The 25,075-nt window shown below is 69.5% G+C and carries 17 protein-coding genes; 8 read left to right on the forward strand and 9 right to left on the reverse strand.

Annotated features, from left to right (window positions below; translation table 11 throughout):
- Positions 1-112: 112 nt before the first annotated feature.
- The gene (locus ACFCY7_RS09150; RefSeq protein WP_376482772.1) at positions 113-655 is read right to left on the reverse strand and encodes an SMI1/KNR4 family protein; all 543 of its coding nucleotides are present in this window, start codon (positions 653-655) and stop codon (positions 113-115) included.
- 42 nt (positions 656-697) lie between these two features.
- Positions 698-9,268, reverse strand: coding sequence for a DNRLRE domain-containing protein (locus ACFCY7_RS09155; RefSeq protein ID WP_376482774.1), 8,571 nt, complete (start codon positions 9,266-9,268; stop codon positions 698-700).
- Between the two features lie 347 nt (positions 9,269-9,615).
- Between ACFCY7_RS09155 and ACFCY7_RS09160 the strand changes: the two genes are divergently transcribed.
- Positions 9,616-10,071 carry a hypothetical protein gene (locus ACFCY7_RS09160; RefSeq protein WP_376482775.1) on the forward strand — a complete coding sequence of 152 codons (456 nt, stop codon included), beginning with the start codon at positions 9,616-9,618 and terminating at the stop codon, positions 10,069-10,071.
- 14 nt (positions 10,072-10,085) lie between these two features.
- On the opposite strand, the gene ACFCY7_RS09165 is transcribed toward ACFCY7_RS09160, so the two are convergent.
- Positions 10,086-11,420, reverse strand: coding sequence for a GH1 family beta-glucosidase (locus ACFCY7_RS09165; protein WP_376482777.1), 1,335 nt, complete (start codon positions 11,418-11,420; stop codon positions 10,086-10,088).
- Positions 11,421-11,481: 61 nt separating this feature from the next.
- On the opposite strand from ACFCY7_RS09165, the gene ACFCY7_RS09170 reads away from it, so the two are divergent.
- A complete protein-coding gene (locus tag ACFCY7_RS09170) occupies positions 11,482-12,105 on the forward strand; it encodes a TetR family transcriptional regulator (RefSeq protein WP_376482779.1) in 624 nt (207 codons plus the stop codon).
- A 16-nt stretch (positions 12,106-12,121) separates the two neighbouring features.
- Here the strand turns inward: ACFCY7_RS09170 and ACFCY7_RS09175 are convergent, their stop codons facing one another.
- Positions 12,122-13,384, reverse strand: coding sequence for an MFS transporter (locus tag ACFCY7_RS09175; protein WP_376482780.1), 1,263 nt, complete (start codon positions 13,382-13,384; stop codon positions 12,122-12,124).
- Positions 13,381-14,385 (reverse strand): glycoside hydrolase family 36 N-terminal domain-containing protein, encoded by a 1,005-nt coding sequence (locus ACFCY7_RS09180; protein ID WP_376482782.1) that lies wholly within the window; start codon positions 14,383-14,385, stop codon positions 13,381-13,383. Before ACFCY7_RS09180 ends, ACFCY7_RS09175 begins: the two co-directional genes overlap by 4 nt.
- Before the next feature lie 707 nt (positions 14,386-15,092).
- Here ACFCY7_RS09180 and ACFCY7_RS09185 point away from each other — a divergent pair.
- On the forward strand, positions 15,093-16,247 hold the full coding sequence (locus ACFCY7_RS09185) for a peptidoglycan-binding protein (protein ID WP_376482783.1): 1,155 nt from the start codon (positions 15,093-15,095) through the stop codon (positions 16,245-16,247).
- Positions 16,248-16,451: 204 nt separating this feature from the next.
- Here the strand turns inward: ACFCY7_RS09185 and ACFCY7_RS09190 are convergent, their stop codons facing one another.
- Positions 16,452-17,270 (reverse strand): SDR family NAD(P)-dependent oxidoreductase, encoded by an 819-nt coding sequence (locus ACFCY7_RS09190; protein ID WP_376482784.1) that lies wholly within the window; start codon positions 17,268-17,270, stop codon positions 16,452-16,454.
- Between the two features lie 321 nt (positions 17,271-17,591).
- Between ACFCY7_RS09190 and ACFCY7_RS09195 the strand changes: the two genes are divergently transcribed.
- A complete protein-coding gene (locus ACFCY7_RS09195) occupies positions 17,592-18,671 on the forward strand; it encodes a protein kinase family protein (RefSeq protein ID WP_376482785.1) in 1,080 nt (359 codons plus the stop codon).
- Positions 18,672-18,745: 74 nt separating this feature from the next.
- On the opposite strand, the gene ACFCY7_RS09200 is transcribed toward ACFCY7_RS09195, so the two are convergent.
- A complete protein-coding gene (locus ACFCY7_RS09200) occupies positions 18,746-20,113 on the reverse strand; it encodes a pyridoxal phosphate-dependent decarboxylase family protein (protein WP_376482786.1) in 1,368 nt (455 codons plus the stop codon).
- Between the two features lie 431 nt (positions 20,114-20,544).
- On the opposite strand from ACFCY7_RS09200, the gene ACFCY7_RS09205 reads away from it, so the two are divergent.
- Positions 20,545-21,348 (forward strand): hypothetical protein, encoded by an 804-nt coding sequence (locus ACFCY7_RS09205; RefSeq protein ID WP_376482788.1) that lies wholly within the window; start codon positions 20,545-20,547, stop codon positions 21,346-21,348.
- A gap of 69 nt (positions 21,349-21,417) precedes the next feature.
- On the opposite strand, the gene ACFCY7_RS09210 is transcribed toward ACFCY7_RS09205, so the two are convergent.
- Positions 21,418-21,828 carry a RidA family protein gene (locus ACFCY7_RS09210; protein ID WP_373040821.1) on the reverse strand — a complete coding sequence of 137 codons (411 nt, stop codon included), beginning with the start codon at positions 21,826-21,828 and terminating at the stop codon, positions 21,418-21,420.
- Between the two features lie 604 nt (positions 21,829-22,432).
- On the opposite strand from ACFCY7_RS09210, the gene ACFCY7_RS09215 reads away from it, so the two are divergent.
- Genes ACFCY7_RS09215 through ACFCY7_RS09225 form a run of 3 tightly spaced genes read left to right on the forward strand, consistent with a single transcriptional unit; the run spans position 22,433 to position 24,121 of the window.
- Positions 22,433-22,588, forward strand: coding sequence for a hypothetical protein (locus ACFCY7_RS09215; protein WP_376482791.1), 156 nt, complete (start codon positions 22,433-22,435; stop codon positions 22,586-22,588).
- 11 nt (positions 22,589-22,599) lie between these two features.
- On the forward strand, positions 22,600-23,826 hold the full coding sequence (locus ACFCY7_RS09220; RefSeq protein ID WP_376482792.1) for a neprosin family prolyl endopeptidase: 1,227 nt from the start codon (positions 22,600-22,602) through the stop codon (positions 23,824-23,826).
- Positions 23,813-24,121, forward strand: a complete 309-nt coding sequence (locus tag ACFCY7_RS09225) for a hypothetical protein (RefSeq protein ID WP_376482794.1) — start codon at positions 23,813-23,815, stop codon at positions 24,119-24,121. The genes ACFCY7_RS09220 and ACFCY7_RS09225 overlap by 14 nt, the downstream gene beginning before the upstream one ends.
- 233 nt (positions 24,122-24,354) lie before the next feature.
- Here ACFCY7_RS09225 and ACFCY7_RS09230 read toward each other — a convergent pair whose 3' ends face one another.
- The gene (locus tag ACFCY7_RS09230; protein ID WP_376482795.1) at positions 24,355-25,041 is read right to left on the reverse strand and encodes a hypothetical protein; all 687 of its coding nucleotides are present in this window, start codon (positions 25,039-25,041) and stop codon (positions 24,355-24,357) included.
- Between the last annotated feature and the right edge of the window lie 34 nt (positions 25,042-25,075).

The following is a 25,075-nucleotide window of genomic DNA, read 5'->3' on the forward strand; positions in this document are numbered from 1 at the left end:
GGCCCGCGAAGGTGCGGGCCCGCGCCCACGCGGCCTGAAGCGTCACACCACCGCTCACGCGAAACGCTCGGCCGGGCAGCCCGGCCGAGCGTCTCGCACACACTGCGGGGCGTCAGCCCTGCGCCTGGAACGTCACCTCACTCACGTCCCAGAGGAACTCGCCGCCCAGGGGGTTCTCCGGCCATTCGGCACGGAAGTTCCGGACGAGGAACTCCACCATCCCGCAGTCGTAGCGACTCCACAGCATGTCGTTGCGGTGGTAGACCACGACGGGCCACTGGGCGGGATCGTCGTTCGACGCGTCCCAGCACAGCATGTCCGCGGTGGCGGAGACCCCCCAGGTGATCAGCACCGGAGAAGTGCCCTCGAGCTCGGGCGTCTTCTCCTCCGTCTCCCAGTCGGCCTCGGCGTTCGCCGTCTCGATCACCATGCCGTCCCGCGGGGCCTGTTCCAGCGGCACCTTGGGCTCCGGCCTGCCGATCGACAGGTACTTCTGCACCGCGCCGGCCCCGTAGACCTCCATGTAGCGCCGGAAGTCGTCGGGGAACGGCTTGCCCCAGGTCTCGGCGAGGGCGGCCCAGTCGACCGTCGTGTCCCCGTCCTTCGGCGGCGGCATCAGCCGGCGCAGGGCGTCCAGGTCGGTCGGCTCACTCATCGGTGCCTCGCTCCGTTTCCGTGCGGTCCGCTGCGGTTCCCGTCATGGGGTGCTCCCCGTGGGTACCGGCGAACCGCCGCTGCTCTGTGTGCCGAGATTGTCTCCCGTGCTGAGTGTGTTCGGGATGAACACCTGGAAGTTGATTCCTACCGAACCGTCAGGATTCACGCCGTACGCCGACATGTCGTAGCCGGTCGGCACCGTCCTGTTGCCGTCGTAACGGGGCGACACGGTGTACATGACGTCCTGGCCCGCCATCACGGCGTTGTAGACCTGCAGTTCGTACGCCCTCATGTGCTCTTCGCCCTGCGTGGAGCCGATCTGCTTGGCATTGGCACCGCGAGCGCACGGGGAGAGGTTCGCCAGGACTCCCTTGCCCGCCAGCTTGTTGCCGATGAGGTGGCACGCGTTGACGTTCTTCTGCGCGTCGAGGCCCTTGCCCTTGGCGTAGTCCTGCGCCCACTCGTATCCCGGGGGGTTGGAACCCACGCCGGTTCCCTTGTTGTTCTTCAGGTACTCCTTGGTCAGGCAGGCCTCGGCAGCCGTGGCCCGGTTGCCGTTGGCCGCGTCCCGGTCGCCGTACTTGATCCAGCCGTCGCCGCAACCCGAACGGTCGTCGTCGTCGTTGTCCGGCTCGGGCTGGGGCCGCGGAAGGCGCCGCGGGTCCGGTGCGGGCTCGTCGGCGGTGTCGTCCTCCCGGGCCTCGTCGATCCGTTCCCGGACCTCGTTGACGACGTACTCGACGGCCGCGGCGACGGCGATGATGGCGACGGTCACCACGACCGCCGCGACGAAGGCCACGGCGATCACCGGGATCGCCAGGGCGAAGAAGTGGCCGTCGATCTCGACGTTGCTGATCGGGTTGCCGCCGGTGAAGGCGTAGCGGTTGCCGGTGAAGGGGTCGCTGCCCAGGCCCATGTCGGCCAGGGCCCCGTTGTACATGTCCCGGCTGGTGAAGCGGTTCAGCCCCGGGTCGTAGTCACGGAATCCCATGTCGTACGTACCGGACCCGGCGTCCCACCGCTTGGCGCTGTAGCGGTAGGAGTTGTACTCCTCCTTCGTCGGGTCGGAGGCGTCCGGCTTGTCGATGCCGGTGAACTCCGACGAGTCCTCGTTGCCGTAGGCCGTGTAGCCGTAGGTGGCCTTGGTGTCGCCGCCGGCGTCGGTCAGCGTCTCGACGTCCGTGTGGCTGTTGTAGCCGTAGTAGGCGTCCTCGGTCGTCCCGTTCTCGTTGTGCTTGACCTGCGACAGCCGCTGGCCCCACGGGCTGTACTGGTAGGACTTGGTGAGCTTGCCGGCCACCTCCTCGGTCAGCACCTCCTGGGAGAGGCCGAGGTAGCGGTAGTCGGTGGTCTTGCCGTCCGCGGTCTTCGACGAGGTGCGGTCGAGCGGGTCGAAGGTGTACTTCGTCGACTTCATCGCGCCGGTGCCGTCCCGCTGCTGGGACTCGACGACGTGGTCGAAGCCGTCGTAGACGCTGCGCGAGACGATCTGCCCGTCCTGGGACGTCGACTCCTGACGACCCAGCGGGTCGTAGTTGAAGGAGGTGACGGATCCCGCGGTGGTCGACGTCTGGAGCCGGTTGCGGTCGTAGCGGAAGTCCGTGGCGGTGCCGCCGACGGTCTGCTGGACGACGTTGGCGTTGTCGTCGTGGACGTACGTCTCCGTGGCGGCGCCGTTGCCGGTCTTCACCGACTTGGCGATCCGGTCGACCGGGTCGTAGGTGTACGCGGTGGTGGACTCGAGGTACGCCGCGTGGTTGTCGGCGTTCATCTTCTTCGCCGCGTCCTGCGCCTTGTTGCCGTTGGCGTCGTAGGCGTAGGTGTGCGAGGCGACGAGCGTGCCGTCGGCCTTCTTCTCCGCGCTGGTCCTGACCGCGCCGTCGAGGAAGTAGTCGAAGTCGACGGTGTTGCCGTTGTCCTTGGTCTCCCGCAGCGACTCACCGCGGTCGGTGTAGGTGTACGAGGTGACCTTGGGGTCGGTGTCCGTGGGCGAGGTGCCCACCGAGACCGTCTTGACCTTCTCCCTCAGGTCGTAGGTGTACTTCGAGTACTGGTCGGGGTGGGTGATGCTCTCGGGCTGGTCGTTGGCGTCGTAGGTGTAGGTCGTGCTGGTCTTCTGCTGGCCGGCCAGGGTCTCGGTGATCCCGGACACCCGGTTCAGACCGGTGTAGGCGATCGTGTACGTGTCGACCTCGGCGCCGGACGACAGGTCGTCGATCAGCGAGAGGTTGTCGTTCAGGTCGTAGGCGTAGCGGAAGTGGTGCTTCTCCGCGTCGATGTCGCCGGTGAGGTCGCGCACCAGCTTGACCCCGTCGGCCACGACCTTGCCGTCGGCGGCCTGGAACAGCTCCAGCTTCGCCGCGTTGCCCTGGGCGAAGTCGTACGTGCCGAGGCTGACCCAGGTGCCCGCCGCGGTGGACTGGTCGACCGTGCGGTCGGTGCTGCCGGCGGTGTGGGTGACCTTGTACTTGGCGGTCTTGCTGGCGCCCGCGACCTGCGGGAACTTCACGTACGCGGTGTACTTGCCGTTCTTCGGGATGTTCAGCGTCCAGGAGTACGCGTCCGTCCCGGCTCCGGCCGCGTGCACGCGGTGGTCGAAGCCCTGCTGCCCGGTGAGGTTCGCCGTGGTCCAGGTACCGGTGGAACCGGTGTGCTGGACGTCGGAGTTGTCGACGAGCGGCACCGCGGTGCCGACCGGCACGCCGTCGTCGGTCTTCTCCTTCAGCTTGCCGTTCGGGTAGTAGCTCCAGCCCATGGTGCGGCTGACGGACCCACCGGCGGAGCTGAGCGTCCTGGAGGTCTGCAGTCCCAGGTCGTCGTACTCGTAGCTCGTCCGGATGTCCCACGGGTCGGTGGAGCTCTTGGTCCATCCGTTGTCGTAGTAGGTGAACTCGGTGTCGTTGCGGACCGTCTGGCCCTGCGAGGGCGGCTGCGAGGTCCGGGTGACGCGGCCGGCCGCGTCGTAGAACGTCTGCGTGTAGACGTTCGGGTTGTTGTAGCGGGTGTCCGACGGGTCGTACGGCAGGTACTGCTTGACCGGCCGGTTCAGCTCGTCGTACTCGGTACGGCTGGTGAAGTCGTCGGCGTTCGCGGTCTCCGTGCCCCGCGGGGTGATGACGCGGGTGGCGTTGCCGACCTGGTCGTACTCGTAGCGGGTGGTGCGGTAGGTGGTGCCGGCGCCGGAGCCCGCGTGCGGAACCCTCTGCTCGGTCTTGCGGCCCCGCTCGTCGTAGCCGGAGTAGGTGGTGTTCCCGTCGGGGTCCGTGTCGGCGACGACCAGCGCGTCCTTGTCGTAGGCGCGGCGCGTCACGTTGCCCAGCGGGTCGGTGACCGAGGTGACCCGGTGCTCCAGGTCGTAGGTCATCTTCGACGAGAAGTCGTCGGGGTCGGCCGTCCGGTTCTTCTTCGGGTCGACGACCTTGACGTTGTTGCCCACCTCGTCGTACGTGTACGTGATCTTCTCGCCGAGGGCGTTGACCACCGAGGCGAGCTGGTAGATCTCGTCGTAGTTCTGGGTGGTGGTGTAGTCGTCCGGGATCCCGGGCGTGGCCACGCCCTTCGGCTCGGTCGTGGTCTTCAGGTGGCCGGTCTTGTCGTAGGTGTAGACCGTCCGGCGCAGCGGCGCGGTCGGCGTGTCCTGCGGCGAGGTGGCGTCGGTGAGCTGGTCGGCCGCGTCGTAGGCCGCCGTGGAGACGGCACCGGTGGGCGCGATCGCCTTGGTGACGTTGTCGTTGGCGTCGTAGTCGGGGGCCGGAACGGTGATCAGGTCACCCGCGGCCTGGTCCCTCGGCGCCGTCCTGATCAGCGGCCGGCCGTACGCGTCGTACGTCTGCGTGGTGCGGTGGCCCAGCGCGTCGGTCGTCCGGGTGACCTTGCCGCGCACGTCGTACTCGTAGCCCGTGCTGCCGCCGAGGGCGTCCGTGATCTTCGCCGGGTAACCGGTCGGCGTGAACTCGCTGTTGACCGTGGAGTGGCCGTTGGCGTCGGTGGCCTTGGTGAGCTGGCCGTGGGCGTCGTACTCGTACGTGGTCGTGTAGTCGCCCGCGGTGGGCGTCGCGACGCCCTTCGGGTCGGTGACCGTCTTCAGGTTGCCGAAGGCGTCATAGCCGAACTGCCAGGCGCGGCCCTCCGGCGACGTCTTGCGGTACAGGTCGGAGGAGTATCCGTCCAGTCGCTTGACGTACTCGAACTTCTGGGCGTCGGCCGGGTACTTGCCGGGCGCGCAGTCGCTCTGCGGCGGGACCCCGGCCTTGTTGTGCTCCGCGGTGCGCTTCCACAGCGGGTAGCCGGTCAGCGGGTCGTAGCAGTACGCGGTGACGGCGCCGTTGTTCTCCTCCATGTACGTGACGTTGTTGTCCGCGTCCCACGCCAGCTCGGTCTGCTGCGACTTGGCGTTGACGGACCGCACCGGACGACCGAAGTCGTCGGTGACGTACGTGGCGTCGTGACCCTCGGCGTCCGTGACCACCGTGGACGTGAAGCGGGTGTCGGTGGTGTCCGCGGCGTACCGGAACTGCGTGGCGCCGCCGATGCGGTCGGTGATGGACTGGGTCCACCAGTGGTACTTCGGGTCGTCGCCCTCGCTCGGGTAGTAGTAGTCGAGAGCGGTGGCGTTGCCGCGCGGGTCGGTGATCCGGACCAGCTTGACGTTCTTGTTGCCCTGCTCGGCGTCGTACGTGAAGCCGAAGACCTTCGGCTGGGACGAGCCCGCGCCGTCGGTCAGCTTGGTGAGCAGTCCCTTGTCGGAGTACTCGAAGGCCAGCTTGCGACCCGAGACGTCGGTGATCGACTTCAGGTGGTCGACGACCTTCGGGCTGCCGGCGTCCGCCTTGGTGTAGTAGGTGGCGGTGAGCGTCTGCCGCCCGGCGGGATCGGTGATGTACGTGAGGAACTTGGTCGGCTTGTTGTTCGACTTGCGTTCCTCGTACGTGAACGTCTGGGTGTTGCCGTTCTTGTCGACGACGGACGTCTGGTAGCCGTCGCAGCCGAAGAGGAACCGGGTGCCGTCCGGACGCGTCAGCGTCCAGGCGTCCGGGATCGGGTCCTTCGCCGGGGTGCAGTCGAGGCCCGGCTTGGCCGACAGCCGGAAGTGGACGCCGGCCGGTGCCTTCCACGTGCCGTCCGGCTGTACCCGGAAGACGTGGGTGGTGCCGTCCCCGTCGGGCAGCCGCACCTCCCGCGGGTTCGGGTTCGGGTGGAAGTCCAGCGGGGCGCCGAGCCGGATCGGCCCCGCGGCCTGCACGGACCAGCCGTGACCGGCGACGGTGTCCGAGGTGTCCTGGGTGTTGTAGGCGAAGCGGACGAAGGTGTTCAGGCCGCGGCCCGGGTTGCTGAGGGCGTTGTACTGCCAGACGGTGTTCCCGACGGCGGTGTTGTTCATCAGCGACGAACCCGCGCCGGTGTTCTTGCCGTTGTACGAGGAGAACTTCTCCAGGCCGAGCTGGTCCGAGGTCGGGTCCTCGACGGTGACGTTCTGCCGGAGCCCGGCCGGACCGCCCGTCCCGGACAGCCAGGTGCCCGCCGCGGTGTCCCGGACGTCCCAGGTGAGGGCGTACTCGGTGCGCTTGCTGCCGGAGCCGGAGTTGATGGGTGCGCGGAGCCGGGCCTGCAGGGTGACCGAGTCGCCGGGCAGCAGGTCGGCGGGCAGGGCCGTCTGGAGCTGGTTGCCGCCGGTCGTGGCGTCCGTGCCGTCCGGGAGCGCCCACCGATAGCTCAGGGCGTGGGTGCCGGCCTTCCAGACGGAGGTGGTGGTGTTGGTGAGGGTGAACTCGACGGTGTGGTCGCTGTTCGGGGTGATCCGGGCCGGGGTCTGCGGCGCGTAGTACGTCGACTCGGTCGTCGAGTCGACGTACGTGACCGCGATCCTGGGCCGCAGGCGCTGCTCGGTGCCCTCGGAGGAGAGGAACAGGGTCCGCTCCTGCTGCGCGGCCTCGTCGGCCATCTTGAGGACCACGCCCCGCTGGGTCGACGGAGTCGTCACCCAGGACTGCGCGAGCGAGGTGACCGTCCAGTTGTGCCGCGACGGGTCGTTCGTCTTGGCCCCGGTGTCACTCGCCACCGCGCCGAAGTCACCGCCCGCGGTGGCCCAGTTCGTGGCCGCGTCGGCCTTGACCCAGGTCGCGCCGGCCTCGTCGAAGTCACGCGTCAGCGGGCGGAGTTCGTAGACCGCGCCGGCGGTGTCCGTGGAGGTCTGGGTGCTCCACAGGCGCACGTCGGCTTCGAGGACGCGCGCGGTGGTGGGGATGCCCAGGGCCGGGAACTTCAGCACGGCGCGGGTGTCGCCGTAGGTGGCGGAGTTGTTGCCGACACTGAGCCAGTTCTTCGGGCCGCCGTCGTCGATCGTGTCGAGGAGGGACGTGGGCCGGGCGGAGGACAGGGTGGTGTCCTGCGTCGCGTCCAGCACCTTCGTCGTCCGGCCCGCCTTCGGCAGCCGCACGAGCCGGCTGGGTGCGGCGAGGACCTGCCCGTCCTTCGTCTTGACCGCGACCATGTAGTAGTACGCGCGGCCGAACGGGTCGGGGTCGTCGGCCTTCGTCGGCACGGCGCTCGTGTCCGTGAACGAGGTCGCCGTGGACGCGACGGGTGCGACGAGGGTGGCGGCCGACGGGGTGAAGGCCTGGTTGACGGAGCGGTGGACCTGGTACTCGGCGATGTCGTCGCCGGTCCCGATGGGGTCCGGGTCCTGGTACGCCGACCAGGACAGCTCCGCGCCCGTGTCGTGGACGGTGGTCGGGTTCGCGAGGTCGACGCCCTGACGCCCGAAGGTCATGACGAGGCGGGGGTAGTTGGCGGTCTCGCCGCCGTACCCGTACTCGCTGCCCTCGTACCGCGGTCCGCCCTTCGGGCCGTTCGCGGACTCGTCGCCGGCCTTGATGACGAAGCCGTTGTTCGTGTAGGTGCCGTCGATCCACTGCTGGACCGTCTTCGTCACCGGGAAGGAGTGCCAGGTGTTGAGCTCGCCCGGCTTCTTGGTGACCGCACCGCCCTTGGTGAACCGGACGGCGTCCGCGATCACCGAGGTGCTCGTCGAGGCCGGACCGTCCCCCAGGGCGATCTTGCCGAGCGTGCCCGCCTTGAACGGGTGGGAGCCCAGTGTCTTCCAGACCCCGGCCGTGCCGGCCTGCTGGTCGACCGTGTACGTCTTCGACCCGCCGTCGTACGTGACGGTGTACGGCGCGCTGGTGGCGCGATCCGAGGCCGGGACGTAGTGCGCCTCGACCTGGTAGGTGCCGTCCTCGGGAAGGTTCGGCTGCCAGGTGTACGTGTCACCCGCGACCGAGTCCTTGTTGTACAGGTAGTCCTGGTTCACCGCGTATTGCGTGTACGCGGTGTTGCCCGAAGCCGGCCAGGCGCCGACGGCGGCCGTCCGTCCGGCGTCGCCGTCGTCCACCACGACCGACGTGCCCGACAGCTCGCCCGTGAGCGCGCTCGCGCTGTTCCAGGTGGCCTTGTCCTCGGTCCACGCCTGCGTGGCGCGGTGCGCCTCCAGCTGGACCTCGGTGTCACCGGTGGTGTGGGTCTGGTCGTAGTACAGCTTCAGATCGGCCGAGTCCAGCGTGGTGCCGGCCGGGACGCCGGTCAGCGGGAACCGCAGCAGGGCGCGCGACGCGCCGGTGCTGGTGTTGCCGACCGACAGCCGCCAGTTCCCGTCGTAGTTCTCGGCCGGATCGTCCGAGGAGATCATCACGTCCTGCGCCGTGCTCGGCGTCGGCGCGATCGAGATCGTCGGGTCGATCGTGACCGGGTACTGCCGCTCCGGCGCGGCGAGCCACTTGGCGTCCGGCGTGACCGTCAGCTTCCAGCCGCTGCCCGACCGGACGAGCTTCTGCTCGACTGTGGAGCTGTGCCCGGTGCCGTACGGCGAGGAGGCGTCCTTCTTCGCGTCCGTCATGAACGCGGCCGGAACGACGAGGACCGGATCCGCGCCCTCGCCGTAGAACCGGATCGAGCCGTCCTTGCCGGCCTTCGGCGTCAGCCCGCCCGCGTCCAGCGTGAACGTGAACGTCACCGGGCCGGCCGGCCGGGCGTCCAGGACGATGTTCTCCTTCACCCGCCCCGGACCCACCTGGTACGTCAGGTCCGCGCCGGCCACGGCGTCCTTGTACGTGACGGTGTCGCCCTTGGCGACGGGGGCGAGCGTGCCCGCGCCCTCCAGGCCCAGGGTCACCGCGTGACCGCTGCCGGCCTCGAAGCGCAGCAGCCTCGCCGCATCGGCGCCGAAGGACGTGCGTGCGACGTTCGTGGTGTTGGTGAAGGCGAAGCCCCCGGACCCGGCCGCCGTGACCGTCGGGTCGATGTCCTTCCACGACTTCCCCGACCGGTACGCCGTCGGCTCCGCCGATACTTCGGCCTGCACGCGCCCGTCGGACAACTTCCAGTACCGGGCGTTCGACGTGCGGCGGTCCGTCAGTTCCTTGACCCGCTGCGGCTTTCCGGTCGCCTTGCCCTGCGGCAGCTTCTCCCGGCTCGGCAGTACCGGGGACCCGCCGGTCGACGGCTGTTCCGGCCCGCCCTCGCTTTCGTCCTCTGCGAACCAGCCGGCGAAAGTATCGGCTATTCCCTTGCCGTCATCGGTTGAAACCGGTGCGGCATAAGCAACTTGTGGAAGCATGGTGCCGACAACCGCCGAAACCACGAGGCAGGCTATCGCCGGCCCGTATCTCGCTTTCACGCCATTCCCCTCTTCGATGGACCTGACATCGACCGAAGCGCCTCAAGGCATGGCAAACCAGGCCACGTCCCCCGTACGGGGAAGTGGCCTTGCAGGAGCTTCGATCGCGGGCGGTGGGATTCTTCACCACGCAACTGATGTGTCGTCAACCACGAGCCCATTAAGGGCATTTCGCTGACCGACCGTTGGTGATTGGGGCCGCCTTGCCCGACATTTCCATTGCCTGGCGTCCATCGAATCCGGTGGTGTATAACCCAATCCGATTCCTCGACGGAAGGTGCTGCCACATGCGGACGACCGAAGAACCGAATCGCCGCGTCGACCGCAGCGATCGCGTCGGCGCAGCCCTCGCCGCGGCTCTGCTGCTCGCATGCGGCGTGTTCGTCGCGTACGGATTCCTCGGCACCGGAACCGAGGACGAAGCCGCGGGCGAGCGGGCCGCGACGTCCACCGCCGAGGCGACCTACGACGTGACCTACGAGGTGCTCGGCGAGGGCGCGGCCGACGTCTCCTACCGGGGGTCCGGTGGCGACGAGGCGCACGTCGTCACGCGTGTCGGCCTGCCCTGGCGGAAGACCGTGAGCGTTCCGCTCGGCGCCTCGCCGATCGTCGACGTCACCCTCGGCGAGAAGGGCGGTACGGCCAGCTGCACCCTGTCCGTACGCGGCAAGCACGTCCAACGCGCCACCGCGACCGGCGCCTTCGGCCGGACCACGTGCGGCGGCGGATCTTCAGTGGGTTGACCTGGAGGGGCGGCTCAACCGCGCTGGGCGCGGATGAGGTCGCGGTACCACGCGAAGGACGCCTTCGGGGTGCGGACCTGGGTGTCGTGGTCGACGTGGACGAGGCCGAAGCGCTGGTGGAAGCCCTCGGCCCACTCGAAGTTGTCGATCAGGGTCCAGGTGAAGTAGCCCCGTACGTCCACGCCTTGGGCCACGGAGGCGTCGACGGCCTGCAGATGGGTGTCCAGGTAGTCGATGCGGTCGAGGTCGAGGACGGTGCCGTCCGCGTCGACGACGTCCTCGACGGAGCAGCCGTTCTCGGTGATGTAGACGGGCGGGAGTGCCGGGTAGCGCTCCTTGAGGGTGACGAGCAGTTCCCGCAGGCCGTCGGGGGCGACGGGCCAGCCGAAGGCGGTGCGGCGGTATCCCTCGATGGGGGCCTCCTCGAAGGGCAGCCCTTCCGACGTCGGCGCCTGGATCCGCGTCGGGTTGTAGTAGTTGATGCCGAGCGCGTCCAAGGGGGCCGAGATCAGTTCGAGGTCACCGTCCTGTACGGAGCCGCCCAGGGTGGCGTCCGCGCCGAAGGCCGACAGGTCGGGGTAGCTGCCCGTGAGGATCGGGTCGTTGAACAGGCGGTTGTGCAGGGCGTCGTAGGCGCCTGCGGCGTCGCGGTCGGCGGCGGTGTCCGAGGCGGGCCAGACCGGGGTGCAGTTGTTGGCGATCATCACCTGGAGGCCGCGCGCCCGCAGCTCTCCCAATGCCAGCCCGTGGCCCAGCAGTTGGTGGTGGGCGACGGGGAGGCAGTCCAGGAAGAGGGCGCGGCCCGGCGCGTGGGTACCGAGACCGTAGCCCCAGACCATGTGGATGAACGGCTCGTTGAGCGTGATCCACTTCTGGACGCGGTCGCCCAGCCGGTCGGCCATGAGGGCGGCGTACTCGGCGAAGCGGTACGCGGTGTCGCGGTTCAGCCAGCCGCCGCCGTCCTCCAGGCCCTGCGGGAGGTCCCAGTGGTAGAGGGTCGGGACGGGTTCGATGCCGCGTGCGAGCAGACCGTCGACCAGCCGGTCGTAGAAGTCCAGGCCCTGCGGGTTGGCCTTGCCCGTGCCGGTCGGCTGGATCCGGGGCCAGGCGATGGAGAAGCGGTAGCCGGTGAGGCCCGCTTCGGCCATCAGCGCGATGTCCTCCTCGTACCGGTGGTAGTGGTCGCAGGCCACGTCACCGGTGTGCCCGTCGCGGACCGTGCCCGGTCGGGCGGTGAAGGTGTCCCATACCGACGGCCCGCGGCCGTCCTCTTCGGTGGCACCCTCGATCTGGTACGACGCCGTCGAGACGCCCCAGACGAAGTCGGCGGGGAGATGGTTCAGTGTCACGTCTGGCCTCCTGAAACATGAGCAGGGCTCACGTTAACTTCTCGGGTGGGATGATGGAAGCGTGAATCAAGACCGCAACGCAGGAACGCTGCGCAGGATGCCGGTCCAGAAGCGCAGCGCCGAGCGCTTCGAACGCCTGCTGGACGCCTGCGCCCAACTCCTGGACGAGGTCGGCTATGCCGCGCTGACCACCAAGGAGGTGGCCCGCAGGGCCGACGTGCCCATCGGCACCCTCTACCAGTTCTTCTCCGACCGGGAGGGGCTGATCGGCGCGCTCGCCGTCCGCAACCTGGAGTCGTTCGTGGCGCGGGTCGCGGGCCGCTTCGAGCGCGAGGAGCCGGAAGGCGTCCCGGGCATCGTGGAGGTGACCGTCGACGAGTTCGTCACCATGCGCCGGACGATCGCCGGGTTCGGCGTGGTCGACTTCGGCGCCGTGGGGCAGGACCACGTCCTGGAGCCGACCCTGGACAACAACACCGCGGTCGCCGGCCGGCTGCGCTCCCTCACCGCCTCCCTGTCCGGGGGACAGGACGACGCCGAACTCGACATCGCCGTACGGGTGGCGCTCGAGTGCGCGGACAGCGTGCTGAAACTGGCGTTCGCCACCGATCCGCAGGGCGACGCCCGGCTGATCGCCGAGTGCAAACGCGTCCTCATCAGCTATTTGAACGACCGGCTCGCATGACACCCGCCGGCCCGGCTCAGCGGACGCCCCTGACCTTCCAGACCATGGCCGCGCCCAGTGCGGCCATGCCCGCGGAGCAGAGGAACAGCGAGCGGTAGCCGCCCAGACTGCCGAGCGTGACCGAGGCGATGGGGGGAACCAGGACGAACGGCAGGGAAGTCATCAGGTTGGCCAGGGCCATGTCCTTGCCGCGGTCCGCCGAGGCGGGGAGCACCTCGGTGATCAAGGCGGTGTCGACGGCCAGGTACACGCCGTAGCCCAGCCCCAGGATCACGGCCGCGACCAGCGTCACGGTCCACGTGGGCGACACGGCGAGGGTGATCGCGGCGACGGCCATCGTGATGCCGCCGAGGAAGACCGGCAGGCGCCGCCGGCCCAGCTTGTCGGAGAGCCAGCCGCCGAGCACGACCGTCGAGACCGTGGCGAGGCAGTTGACGCCGATCACGATGAGCAGGCCGTCCTCGGTCGACCGACCGGGGAACAACTGCTCGTAGTGCAGCACGTCGTCCAGGAAGTACGGCAGGTAGAGCGTGCCGAGGCCGTACCCGAGGCCCATGGCGAACCGGGAGCTCATCGCCCAGATGAAGTCGGGGTGCTCGCGCGGGCTGATCCGGTAGCCGTCCAGGAAGGCGCGCAGGGAGAACGGCTCGCGGTGCCCGACGGGAAGCGGCGGATCCTTCATGGTGGTCGCGAACAGCAGGATCAGCAGGGGCAGTGCGGCCAGCAGCAGGTACTGCGCGGAGAAGCTCGCTACCAGGCCGACCAGCAGTCCGCCCGCGATCAGGCCGCCGGCCTGCGGGGCCATGGCCCAGCCGAGGACCACGCCCCGCTGACCGATGGGGACCTGGTCGGGCACCACGGGGGACAGGCCCGCACCGATGATCATGCAGGCGGCGGACAGGACGAAGGAGCCGATCGCGACGCCGGTCACCGTCGTCTGGACACCGAGGAAGACCAGCGCCGCCATGTAGACCAGGGAGCCGATGACCATCCACGGCCGGCGCCGGCCGAACCGGCTGGTGGTGCGGTCGCTGAGGGCGCCGGCCAGCGGCGCGAGGACGATTCCCGAGATCGCGCCCATCGCGCTGACCCAGGCGTAACTGCCCACCTTTCCCGCCGGATCGATCTGTGCGATCTGCTCGGGCATCAGGATCGTGGTCGGCACCAGGAGCGGGACGAACAAGCCGACATTGCCCAGGACGTACAGGGTGATCCAACCGCGGCCGACCGTGCGGACGGGCTCGGCGAGGGAATCGGACCGTTCGGTGGCGAGGCTCATCGGGGCACTCTCCTGAGGTGGACGAGTGCGCTCGTCCGGTCGAAGGGCGGCAACGGCGGCAGACCGTGGCCGAGCAGCACGGCGTCCGCGTGGACGGCACCGGTGGCCTCGTCCCGGTGGCGGGCATCGGGGTCGAGGCCCCTCAGCCGGGTGCGGGCGACCGGCCGGTCGGACGCGGACGGCCGGAACTGGAAGACGACGACTTCGTCCTCGGTGAGGTACTGCACGGCATCGCGCTCCAGCCGGTACTGGACGCCACCGCGCACCACGGGCCGGATCCGCCGGTCCGGGAGGCGCGGTCGTAGGGGGCGCGACGCGGGGTGATCCGGCGGCTGCCGCTTCAGGCCAGGGTCGCGCTCCGGACCTCGCCGTGCTCTTCGGCGGCGTCCTGCGCGTCGAGCATCAGCCGGGGTCCGGTGTCCCGTGATGCCGAGGCGACTGGTGAACACGGTCTCCCCGACGGGCACCCGGTCGCGCCCGAGTCGGAAGTCCCGGCCCCGTTCGCCCACCGCGCGGCTGGCCCGGTAGTCGTCGCGGGCGGGCAGCGTCCAGGCGGCGGAGTCGAACCACAGCACGTCGACCGGTTCGCCCGCGGTGAGGACGGCCCAGCGCTCGATCTGGTCATGGCTCTCCCGGACCCGGTAGTTGAGGTCGAGATCGAGGGAGCGGACACGGTCGGTGAAGGAGAGCGTGAGCAGGTCCTCCTCGACCGTGTGCGAGACGAACCGCCACTCGAAGCCGCGGACGCCGTCGTCGAACCGGACGGTCAGGGACGGCGGTCCGAACCGCAGACCACCCTCCACCCCGTATTCCACGCCGCGATCGTCGGCGCCGGGGTCCTCGGCGGGGCGTTCGGCCGCGACCGAGACGGCCTGCTCCAGGCTCAGCGGTCGGCCCCAGTGCACGTGCCGGGGGACGTCACCGGCATCCAACCGGAAGGCGTAGGAGGTGCCGGGAGTGCTCAGAAGCCAGAGGCGCGCTTCGGAGTGATGAGTGATCACGCGGTTCCTCAAATGTGAGTCAGGCTCATGTTCTGCTCGTACGGTAGGCAGTCGAGGCCACCCTGCCAAGCCCCTGGCGGCCGAGAACCCGGCCTCCGGGCCGAACGCCTGGGAGCCGCTCGTGCACTGGGTGGCGAACCCGCCGAGCCTCCAGGGCCGCTCGGTCCGGCCCGCGTCCATCCAGCTGCGCGAGGGGAGGGCGTCCTGGCACGAATCGGACTCGAGGGTGCCGAAGGCCTGGTCCGCGGCGTCGTTGCGCAGGACTGTCCAACTCACTTTCAACACCGCCGGCTTGGAAAAGCTCGCTGTTGCCGCGGCCCGCCATGTGCCCGCCTGCGGCAACGACGCGGTGCGCAACGCGGGCGGTGCGGTCATCACCGTGAGCGGCGGCCCCGGCAAGGGAGTGCTGAACGGTCCGTCCAGATGCCATCGACTCCAACGGCGGATAGCCTTAAAGGTAGAGCTTGTACTCGCCTAGTTGCGCCCGGGCCTTCGAGATGCTTTGCCTCGCGCAGGTGCGACTTCTCCCGTCAGTGACGCTTCACACCCAGCCCGGCAGCACGCAGGGGAACGCCCCTCGGCTCGCTACGCCCGCCGTCGGCGAACCGGTTCTGATGTCCTGGGAACCGAGTGGCGTGGTTCCCAGGTGAAAAGCCATGAGAGTAGCGGGGTGGCGCGCGCAACAGCCTGTTCGAAAGGGGAAGTCCATGGCTGACACACCGCAGCGCCTTCAGTTCCGACTGCGCTACTTCATCGAGCACGACTCCACCGACGAATTTCTCGAAGGGGCCAACGACAGCGTTTTCATGTCGGCCACCGGACTCGACTCCTCGTCCGTCACGATCGGCCCGGACAGGAAGCCTGTCGTGAACCTCATCCGCACACCACGCATCGGAGACGTTTCCGACAATGCCATTCGCGGGGCGTGGAAGATCCATCCGCACGTCCTGATGGATTTCGACCTGCAGCGGCCAGGCGACTTCCCGCGCACGTACACGGTGACCCTCTTCTTCGTGGAGCAGGACCACGGTGATCTCGCCGAGGACTTCCAGAAACTGCAGGACGAGTTCGGCTCCAAGATCGAGAAGGCTGTCCAGACCGCGGCCGCCGCGGCCGCCGCCCAGGCGGTCGGCGCGGCCATCGGATCGGCTGTGCCCGGTATCGGAACCCTGGTCGGGTTCACTGTCGGCGCACTCGTCGGGGCGGCCTGGGACGCGCTGGTCGACCTGATCCGCGAAGGCCTGGAGGATGACATCTTCACCCCCGTTCCCATCATTCTGACCGTTCCGGATCGCGCGTCCATCGCCGGCCAGGTCGGGGTCGGCAGCCAGCAGTCGCTGAGGATCAAGGAACACGGAGGCGACTACGAGCTCTTCTACGACTGGAACGTCGTCTCCGCCGTCTCGAACGGTGGCGACACTCCCACGCTTTCTCAGGGTTCTCAGGGTGAAGCGGTGCGGAAGCTGCAGCGGCTGCTGAACGAGCACGTGCCTGATCTGCCTTCTCTGGCCGTGGACGGGGATTTCGGGCCCGCGACGGATGCCCGGGTGCGGGAGTACCAGCGACGTGTCGAAATCACCGTCGACGGTGTGGTGGGCCCGCAGACCTGGGGGATGCTCTCCGGCGGAGAGCGGGCGGAGGAAGCCGCTGCCGGCGCTCCCACCCTGCAACAGGGCTCTCACGGGCCGGCCGTACGGAAGCTCCAACGGCTGCTCAACGATCACCTTCCGGACCTGCAGCTGGAGGTCGACGGCCAGTTCGGTCCCGTCACCGACGGCCGAGTACGCGAATTCCAGGAACGCGTCGCCATAGCGGTCGACGGCATCGTCGGACCCGAGACATGGGGCCACCTGACGCAGTGACAGACTCAGGCCCAGGCCCCGCGTTTCCAAGCCTGCGGTGCTGGCAGTGAGTTCCAGCGCTTCGGCGTCGCTCCGGACGGTCGAGTGTTCCGAAACGGGCCCGGTGACTCCATCGATGCCAAGTTCCCGGCCGAAGCGCGGAATCATGCGAACCGGCTGATCGACGAGTCCGACGTGACCGGTCACGTCGGCAGTGACTGTCGGTCAGGCCCGCGGGACGCGTGGCTCCAGCCGGAACTCGAAGCCGAGAGTGCCCGGGTCGATTGCGGTCGCGCCGCCGTCGACGGTGAGCACCGCACCGTTCACGAACGAGGCGGCGGGCGACAGCAGCCAGGCGATGGCCTCCGCGACCTCATGCGGCTCCCCGGGCCGCCCGGCCGGCAGGACCCGGGTCACCTCTTCGTACGCCGCCTCCAGACCGTTCCCGCCCAGGCCCGCCTCGTCGGCGAACCGGCTCATTCGGCGGTCGGCCATGTCGGTACGCACCCAGCTCGGGCACACGGTGTTGGCGCGCAACCCCGCGCCCCCGTAGTCGACCGCGAGCGAGCGGCACAGCTGGAGCAGCGCCGCTTTGGAGGTGGCGTAGGCGGCGTTCCCGACGCCGTTGCGCAGGGCGGACACCGAGGCCACCGCGACCACCGCGCCGCGGGCGTCGAGCAGGTGCGGGAGCGCCGCGCGCAGCAGCAGGAAGGGACCGGTGAGGTTGGTCCGCATCACCTCGTCCCAGTCCTCCGGAGTCACCTCTCGCACCCCGCCGCCCCGCCCGATGCCGGCGTTGAGCACCAGACCGTCGAGCCGCCCGTACGTGCCGACCACCGTCTCGACGAGCGAGGCCACCGCGGAGGGGTCTCCGATGTCCGACGGTACGGGCAGGGCGCCGGTCTCCTCGGCGACCAGCCGCAGCGGCTCGGGGCGGCGCCCGGACACCGCCACCTTGTGTCCCGCCCGGGCCAACGACTGCGCGGTCGCCGCCCCGATCCCCGTTCCGCCCCCGGTCACCAGGTACACGCGTTCGTCCGCCATGTCCGCCGCCTCTCCCGTGCCTCGTCCGCCGTCCCGCTTCCCGGTGATCTTAGGCGCGCGACGCTCCGGGGAGGGGCCGGCCGGCGAACCACACGGCGGGGCGCGTCGGTCGGGGGAGCGGAGCCGAGGTTGACTGCTGCTTCGTAGGATCGGGCGGTCTTGTCGTAGCGGCGGAGTTCTCCCTTCGGACGGCTTTGAGGACATGCAGGGGCTGTCTCGGCCGATAGGGCCGATAGGGCCGATAGGGCCGATAGGGCCGATAGGGTCGATCGCGTTCATGAGATCACCGACGCCCTGGTTCGGGGTACTGAGGAGCCGTCGATGCACCACCCGGACCCGTGCCATGCCGCGCGCCTCGCCGCGTACGGGACCGTCGCCACACGCCTGTCCCTTCTGAGCGACCACCGGCTCGGCGAGGTCGTGGCCGCCGTCGCGCCGCTCGGGTCCGGCATCGGCGGCAGGTCGGCGGAGTTGGACGTCGACGGGACGCGGGTCTTCGTCAAGCGGGTCCCGTTGACGGACATCGAGTTGCGGCCGGAGAACGTGCGGTCGACGGCGAACCTCTTCGGGCTGCCGATGTTCTACCAGTACGGAGTGGGGTCGGCCGGGTTCGGAGCCTGGCGCGAGCTGGCCGTGCACACCATGACCACCCATTGGGTCCTCGGAAACGAGTACGAGGGCTTTCCGTTGATGTACCACTGGCGGGTCCTGCCCGACTCCCCTCCCGAGGGGTTCGCCGACGAGTTCGGGGGCATCGACGGAGCGGTCGCGCACTGGGAGGACTCACCGGCCGTGCGCGAGCGACTGGAGGCCATCGGCCGGTCCTCCTCCAGTCTGGTTCTCTTCCTGGAACACGTACCCCAGACGCTCGCCACGTGGCTGGCTGACCAGCGGGAAGCCGGCCCGCAGAGCGGGGACGGCTCGCCCTACCCATGGGTGGAGGAAGGTCTGGCCCGCGGGACCGCCTTCATGAGCTCTCACGGGCTCGTCCACTTCGACGCCCACTTCCGCAACATCCTGACCGACGGACGACTGCTCTACTTCGCGGACTTCGGACTCGCCCTGAGCTCCAGCTTCCAACTCGCGCCGAATGAGGTCGAGTTCCTCTCCCGACATCTCGCCTACGACCGCTGCTACACCCCGAGCCACCTGCTCCGCCACCACTTGCCCGACGGCATACGCGTCGACACGGACCACGAGGCGTTCCTCCGTGAATGGATCGCGGGCCGAAAGCCCCATGGCGTCACGCCGGAGATCGCCGCGATCATCGAACGACACGCTCGGACTGCCGTCGTCCTGGACGCGTTCCACCGCCGTCTTCTCACGGAGAGCAAGCGGACGCCGTTTCCGGCCTTCGAGATCGAGCGGGCCCTGAACACTGCGGCTCCGGCGCCCCGCTGAGGCCGGACCCCTTTGCGTCCTCCGGCTCGTACCACTCCTGGTGCAGGGGCGCGCGACGGGAGGTTCGACCGTCGTCAGGCCCCGGCGGCCGCGCGCCGGATCGCTTCGAGCGTGCGTGCCACATCGTCGTCGGTGGTCGACCAGTTGCTCACCGAGATCCGCATGACGCGTCTGCCGTGCCAGGTGGACCCGCTGATCCACGCCGTGCCGTCGTCGAGCAGCCGGGCGAGTACCCGGTCGGTACGTCCGTCGCCGCCGAACTCGGCGCAGACCTGCGTGAACGCGACCTCGTTGAGAACGGTCGCGCCGTCGATCCCGGCGAGGCCGGCGGCGAACGCGGAGGCGTGGCGGCACAGCCGCTCGACGAGGTCGGAGACGCCTGATCGGCCGAGGGACCTGAGGGCGGCCCACACAGTGAACGCTCTGCCGCGCCGAGAGAGTTCGGGCACCTTGTCGATGGGGTCGCCGTGCTCGTGCTGGATGAGGTAGTCGCCACGCTCGCCCATCGCCGCCCGGACCGCGGACGCGTCGCGCACGATCGCGAGTCCGCAGTCGTAGGGGACGTTCAACGTCTTGTGGGCGTCCGTCGCCCAGGAGTCCGCGTCCGCGCAGCCCGCCGTCAGGTGGGCGTGGCGCGGCGAGGCGGCTGCCCACAGTCCGAACGCGCCGTCCACATGGACCCAGGCGTCCGCCTCGCGCGCCGCACGGATGCTCGCGGCGAAGGGATCGAAGGCGCCGGAATGGATGTCGCCGGCCTGGAGGATCACGATCGTGGGGCTCTGTCCGCCCGCCGTCAGCGCCCTGCGAAGGGCCTCGGGCTCGATGCGTCCTTGATCGTCCGCCGCCACCAGGTCGGGCCGACCGAGCCCGAGGTAGCGCAAGGCCAGGTCGATGGCCATGTGCCGGGACTCGCCGGCGACGACACGCACGGGCGGGCCACCCGTGAGGCCGTCGCGGGCGACGTTCCAGCCGGTGCGCCGCAACACCGTGTCCCGCCCGGCGGCGAGGCACGTGAAGTTCGCCATCGTCGCACCCGTGGTGAAGCCCACGGAGCTGTCCCTCGGCAGGCCGAGCAGATCGAGCAACCAGGCGCCGGCGATCTCCTCCGCCGCCGCGTACGCGGGCGAGACGGTGCGCATCACACAATTCTGGTCCCAGGCGCTGACCAGCCAGTCAGCAGCCAGCGCGGCCGGCTCGGTGCCCCCCACCACGAACCCGTAGAAGCGGCCGCTGGGGAACGCGGTGAGCCCTGGCTCACAGGCCGTGGCCAGCAGGTCGACGACGTCGGCGGGCGTGCTGGGACCGGCAGGCAGTTCGGCACCGAGCGCGCTCACGATCTCGTCGACCGAAGCGCGGGCGGGAATCCGGCGGTCGGGCAGGCTCGCCAACCACCGGACAGCATGGTCGTACGCCTGTCTGAGCGCCGCCTCGCGCGCGTCCATACCTCGGACTATGCGACCGTCGCCGCCACCCCGCAAGCCGACCGCGGTCGGGGTCCTTCGCAAGATCCGGAGGGAGGGCCCGCATGCGTTCGGGCCGAGGGTCGGCTACCCCTCGCCTTCAGGGATGTGGCGTGGGGCGAGCGGTCGAGCTTGAGGGTGGCGAACGCGGGAGTGCGGCGTGCGGTGGTGAACGCCGAGTGCAGCACGGAGCGCATTGCTTCGTGCGGCTCGCGGGGCGAGGAACGCAGAAAGCGCGGCCGATCGGGTCGGCGAGGCTCGGGCGGCTTTCATCCGGACGGCGCAGGAAGCAGTCGAGGAGATCGAAGGGACCTCTTGATCGCCCCACCGGAGAGTGAAATCGGCCGACGACGAGCTTCCCCCGCCCATCCTGCCCGTAGGGTCCAGCGACAGCCGGAAAGCGGAGGAACGACATGGACGACGAGCTGGACCCCCTGCAGGTGGAGCTCGACATCGAGGCGGGCATCCAGAACGCGATCGACCGATGCGTGAAGGAGTACGCCACCCCCGCCACCTCTCCGGAAACGGGCGGGCTGCACCTTCGCCACCCGGAAGGCACGGCGGAGGTCATGCTGGATGCCGCCTCCGCCGCAAAGCAGGCCCGACAGGTCCTCGACAGCCCGTGGGCCGTCTACCAGGCCGAGGACGCCGAGACGACCCTCGCCGTGGCGCTGGACCTGCTGCTGACCGCTCAGGAACTCGTCGGCGACGTCCTGGACCGTGTGGTGGAGGCACGCCACCGCGGCGACATCCGCGACTCGGACGGTCTGACCCACGCCCTGCACACCGGCCGCCGCGCCGCCGTGCAGATGTACCGCGGGGGCCGGCATGAACTCGGCCTGGTCGTCGAGGCCCTCGCGCACACCGCCAGGCACTACCCGGGCCGGCTGCCGAGGGATTCGCACGAGACCGTCGCCGCCGCCGCTGCCGCCCTGGGCGACAGCGCCCGCGTAGACGATGAGCACCACGACGAGACCGCAGACGCTACTCAGGTGTCCTGCGGGTGCACCCTCGTGCTCGACGTGGACGGTCAGACCTGGTACGTGTCGTGGAACGACGAGTGGGCCGCCGTCCTCGACACCGGCTGCACCGACAGCTACGTACTCACGGAAGGCGTCGACTTCGTCGAGCTCGCCATCCTGCCCCTCAGTGTTCACCCTCACCAGATGGTCGAGGCCATCCGCCGGCACATCCCCTCCACCACCGCCACCCGCTGACGCCCCTCGGGGCGGCGGCCCCGACCCTCAGGTCCGAGGGATCTCGCCGTCGGGCCGGGCGAGGACCGCTCAGGAATCAAGCACGGCGGCGATGGCTTCGATCTCTACGAGCTGGCCGTCGTAGCCGAGCACGGTGACACCCATCAACGTGCTGGGCACGTCGTGGTCACCGAACGCGTCCCGGACAACCTCCCACGCCGTCACCAGGTCCTCCCGCCGGTGAGAGGCAACGAGAACACGGGTGCTGATGACATCGTGCAGCGACGCGCCCGAGTCCGTCAGAGCGGTCCGCATGTTCTCCACAGCCCTGGCCGCCTGCCCCGCGACGTCCCCGATCGCCGCAGTGGAGCCATCCTCATTCAGAGGACATGCTCCGGCCAGGAAGATCAGCCGCGACTCGGCCGGGGCCGTGGCCGCATAGGCGTACTCCGCAACATCGGACAGGGAGGCAGAGCGGATCAATGTGACAGCACGCGGCACGGGCTTCCTTTCGCAGCAGTTCCGGGACACTCGGAACCTTCTCAAAGGTCGACTCCGCGTTCGACACATTTTCCTGGCCCGTCGACCCCCGTGATGGGCCACTGCCGTCAGCCGCCCAATGGATCTCACGTGGTCGAATCAAAGGGGGGGCGTACGTTGTCACCCGGCCCCGAAGCCGGCGGGCTGCGGCCGGCTCGGCGGGGAGGAGTCGAGCTGCGCCGACTCCCGCGTGGGGGCAGGATGGAGATGCAGGGGCTGTGTGGCCGCGACATCGTCGCCCGCATCTGACGTCAAGAGGTTACTCATGACCGGTGACGCGTACGAACCCCCTGTCTCCGAACCATCAGCGTATGGAACCGTGTCGGAACACCCTCAGCCCGGCCCCGCCGTTCCGGTGGTGAGCCCGGAAGACGCGGCGGAGCTGCCGCGGGAACTGCCGCCTCGCGGGCGGGACATCGGACGACGCGAACGCTCCAGGCTCGCCCGACACCAGGAGAAGCAAGCATCCACACGCCCTCGTCATGCCGACGTTCCGCCCACGGACGCCGCACCCGCACCCAGGGAAGCCGGCTGAGACGACTGGCGTGAAACGAGGTGGCGCCGCATGCCGTCCGTGAACCTGGTCCAGAACATCGGGCTCGACGACGCCGCGACGGGCCCCAGCACGACGCTGGACGACGAACCCACCGCCGCGCGGTTCCCGAACCATGCGCCGAGTTCGGCGTCGGCCCCTGACGGGCCGTCGCTCCTGAAGACCTGAAGGAGGCAACCATGGAAGTGGGCAGGGTCGAACGCAACCCGGAGGCGCCGCAGTCAGCGCCGCCGCCGCGAGCGGGCCGGGACATGGAACGCGAGGCCGCGGAGCGGCTCGACGAGATCCGGCAGTACTTCAAGGACCTGTACGCGCGACGCGACGTCGTCGCCCGCACCACCACCCCGTACGGAGAAGACCTCGACTGGGTCCCCAGCGAGGCCGATGCCGAGCCACCCGATCTCGAGTACCCGGAACGCTCCGGCAGCACCGACCGTCCCGTGTCCCCCCAGCCCTTCGAGGCGGCCGCCGACAGCGCCCAGACGGGCCCTCCCGGCACGGTCCCCATGGTGCGCAAGCAGCTGGACAGCATCACCGCCGCCGGCACGCTCCAGGACTACCTCGCCAAGGGGACACGGGCGAAGGTCGTGACACCGCCCGACGATCCCGGCCTCGCGCCCCCGGCCGTCTCCCTCCACAAGTACGCGCACGCCATCCAGCAGGTCACGAACTACGGGACGGAAGGCGTCATCAACACCTGGCGGCCCTACGTCCAGTGGTCGGACGAGTTCTCCCTCGGGCAGGAATGGGTGGTGCGGGGCAGCTTCGTGCCGGGCACGACCGACGGGCAGACCGTCGAAGTGGGCGCACAGACCTACAAGGGCCTCTACGGGGACTGGTATCCGCACCTCTTCATCTTCTACACGACCAACAACTACACGGCCAGCGGTCCGAAGATAGGCGGCTACAACACCGACGTGGCCGGCTGGAAGCAGGTGTCGACCTCGGTCTACCCGACCGTACGTCTTGCGGAGAGCGTGTACGACGGGAACCAGTACGAACTCTCCATCAAGGTCACGCTCTTCAGCGGCAACTGGTGGATCCGGATAGGCAATGAATGGATGGGGTACTACCCGGCCGCCGGCCCCGATGGCCTGTTCAACGCCGCGGGGCTGCTCAACGGGGCGCAGTCCATCGACTGGGGCGGTGAGATCGTCGACGAGAGCAGCCACCCGGGGCCCACGGCCACCTGGATGGGCAGCGGCCACTTCCCGTTCGAGGGCTGGCGCCGTGCGGCCTACATGCGCAACCTGGCCTATCAGTCCGACACCTCCGGAACGATGGTCAGCATGCAGGGCTACACCCACGAGACCAACCCGAACGCCTACAGGATCGCGACCGACTTCTCCGGGACGACGACCTGGGGCTCGAACTTCTACTGGGGAGGTCCGGGTGGAGTCGAGTGACCCTCCGGCCGAGGACGAACGGCCCGAGGTGATCCCCTCCGAGGTCGATCCGGACATCGAGTGCGTCCGGATCGACGAGGCGGGCGGGGCGGCTGAGCCACCGCCCTACCCGCCCACGCAGGACCAGGGTGCCCCGCCGGGGCGGGACGCGAGGCTCTGCCCCGAGGGGTACGTGCCCCGGCGCCGCCGCCGCGACTACACGCTGGACGGCAAACGGGTCGTCACCGACTCCCCGGCGACCCGCAACCCCGAGGATCCGCCGGCTCACGGGGCGGCATCGCCGCCGTCCCGGTGACCGGTGACCCGCACGCCCGCGGCGCTGCTCAACGCTGCACCGGCACCTGCGTCATCTCCTGGACCTGACCGGAGGCCGGACCCGGATGCAGCTCGGCGCCTGCGCGGTACGAAACGGCTGGGCGGAGCCCCTCGGGAGTGATGGGCAAGCACCGGCGCGGCACCGCGGGAGCCGTGCGGGCCGACGTGGTCGTCCCGACGTGGTTGTCCCGACGTGGTTGTCCCGACCCCGCGTCAGGCGAGGACGTTGACGGCGCGGGCGACCACGAGCCCGAGGATGAGCAGGGAGACGAGGGATTGAACGCCCATGGTGATTTTGGCCCAGGGTGCCAGGGGCATGACGTCGGTGGGGCTGAAGGCGGTGGCGTTGGTGAGCGCGAGGTAGAGGTAGTCGATGTAGTGGGGCCGCCAGTCGGCGCTGCTCAGTCGGGGATCGAGCTGTTGGGGGAAGGCGAGCGCGGGGGCGGAGGGCATGTGGTGGGCGCGGGAGGCGGGTCCACCGCTGTCGAGTTCGAAGTACAGCAGGGAGAAGGAGAGGACGGTGCAGGTCCACACGGTGCCGCCGGTCTGCAGCAGGCTGGTCGCGGAGCTGGTCTCCTTCCCGGCGTGGAGGATGTCGTCGACCAGTTGAACGGTCGACCAGACGGCACTGAGGGCCAGAACTCCCACCAGGGCGATCGACATGCTCCGCAGGGCGGCCGTGCGCCGGTCGATCCGGCCCGGGTCGCCGGCGATGAGCGCCAGCAGGAGCAGTCCCTCGATGGCAGGGAGAACCCAGCGAGGTGCCAGACGGAGGTCGTCGGGGAGCAGGACGGTCAGCGCCATGGCGGCGACGACGGCCGCCGCCATCGGCCATCGTGGCTCGCCCAAGGACTCGTCCGGTCTCGGGCTCTCGGTCGGCTCGGTGGTGCGTCCGGTCACGGTGGCGGCCCTCAGGGTCGAATGTGGAGTGAAT

The organism is Streptomyces sp. NPDC056361 (assembly GCF_042262805.1).
In the GTDB taxonomy this organism is placed as follows: domain Bacteria; phylum Actinomycetota; class Actinomycetes; order Streptomycetales; family Streptomycetaceae; genus Streptomyces.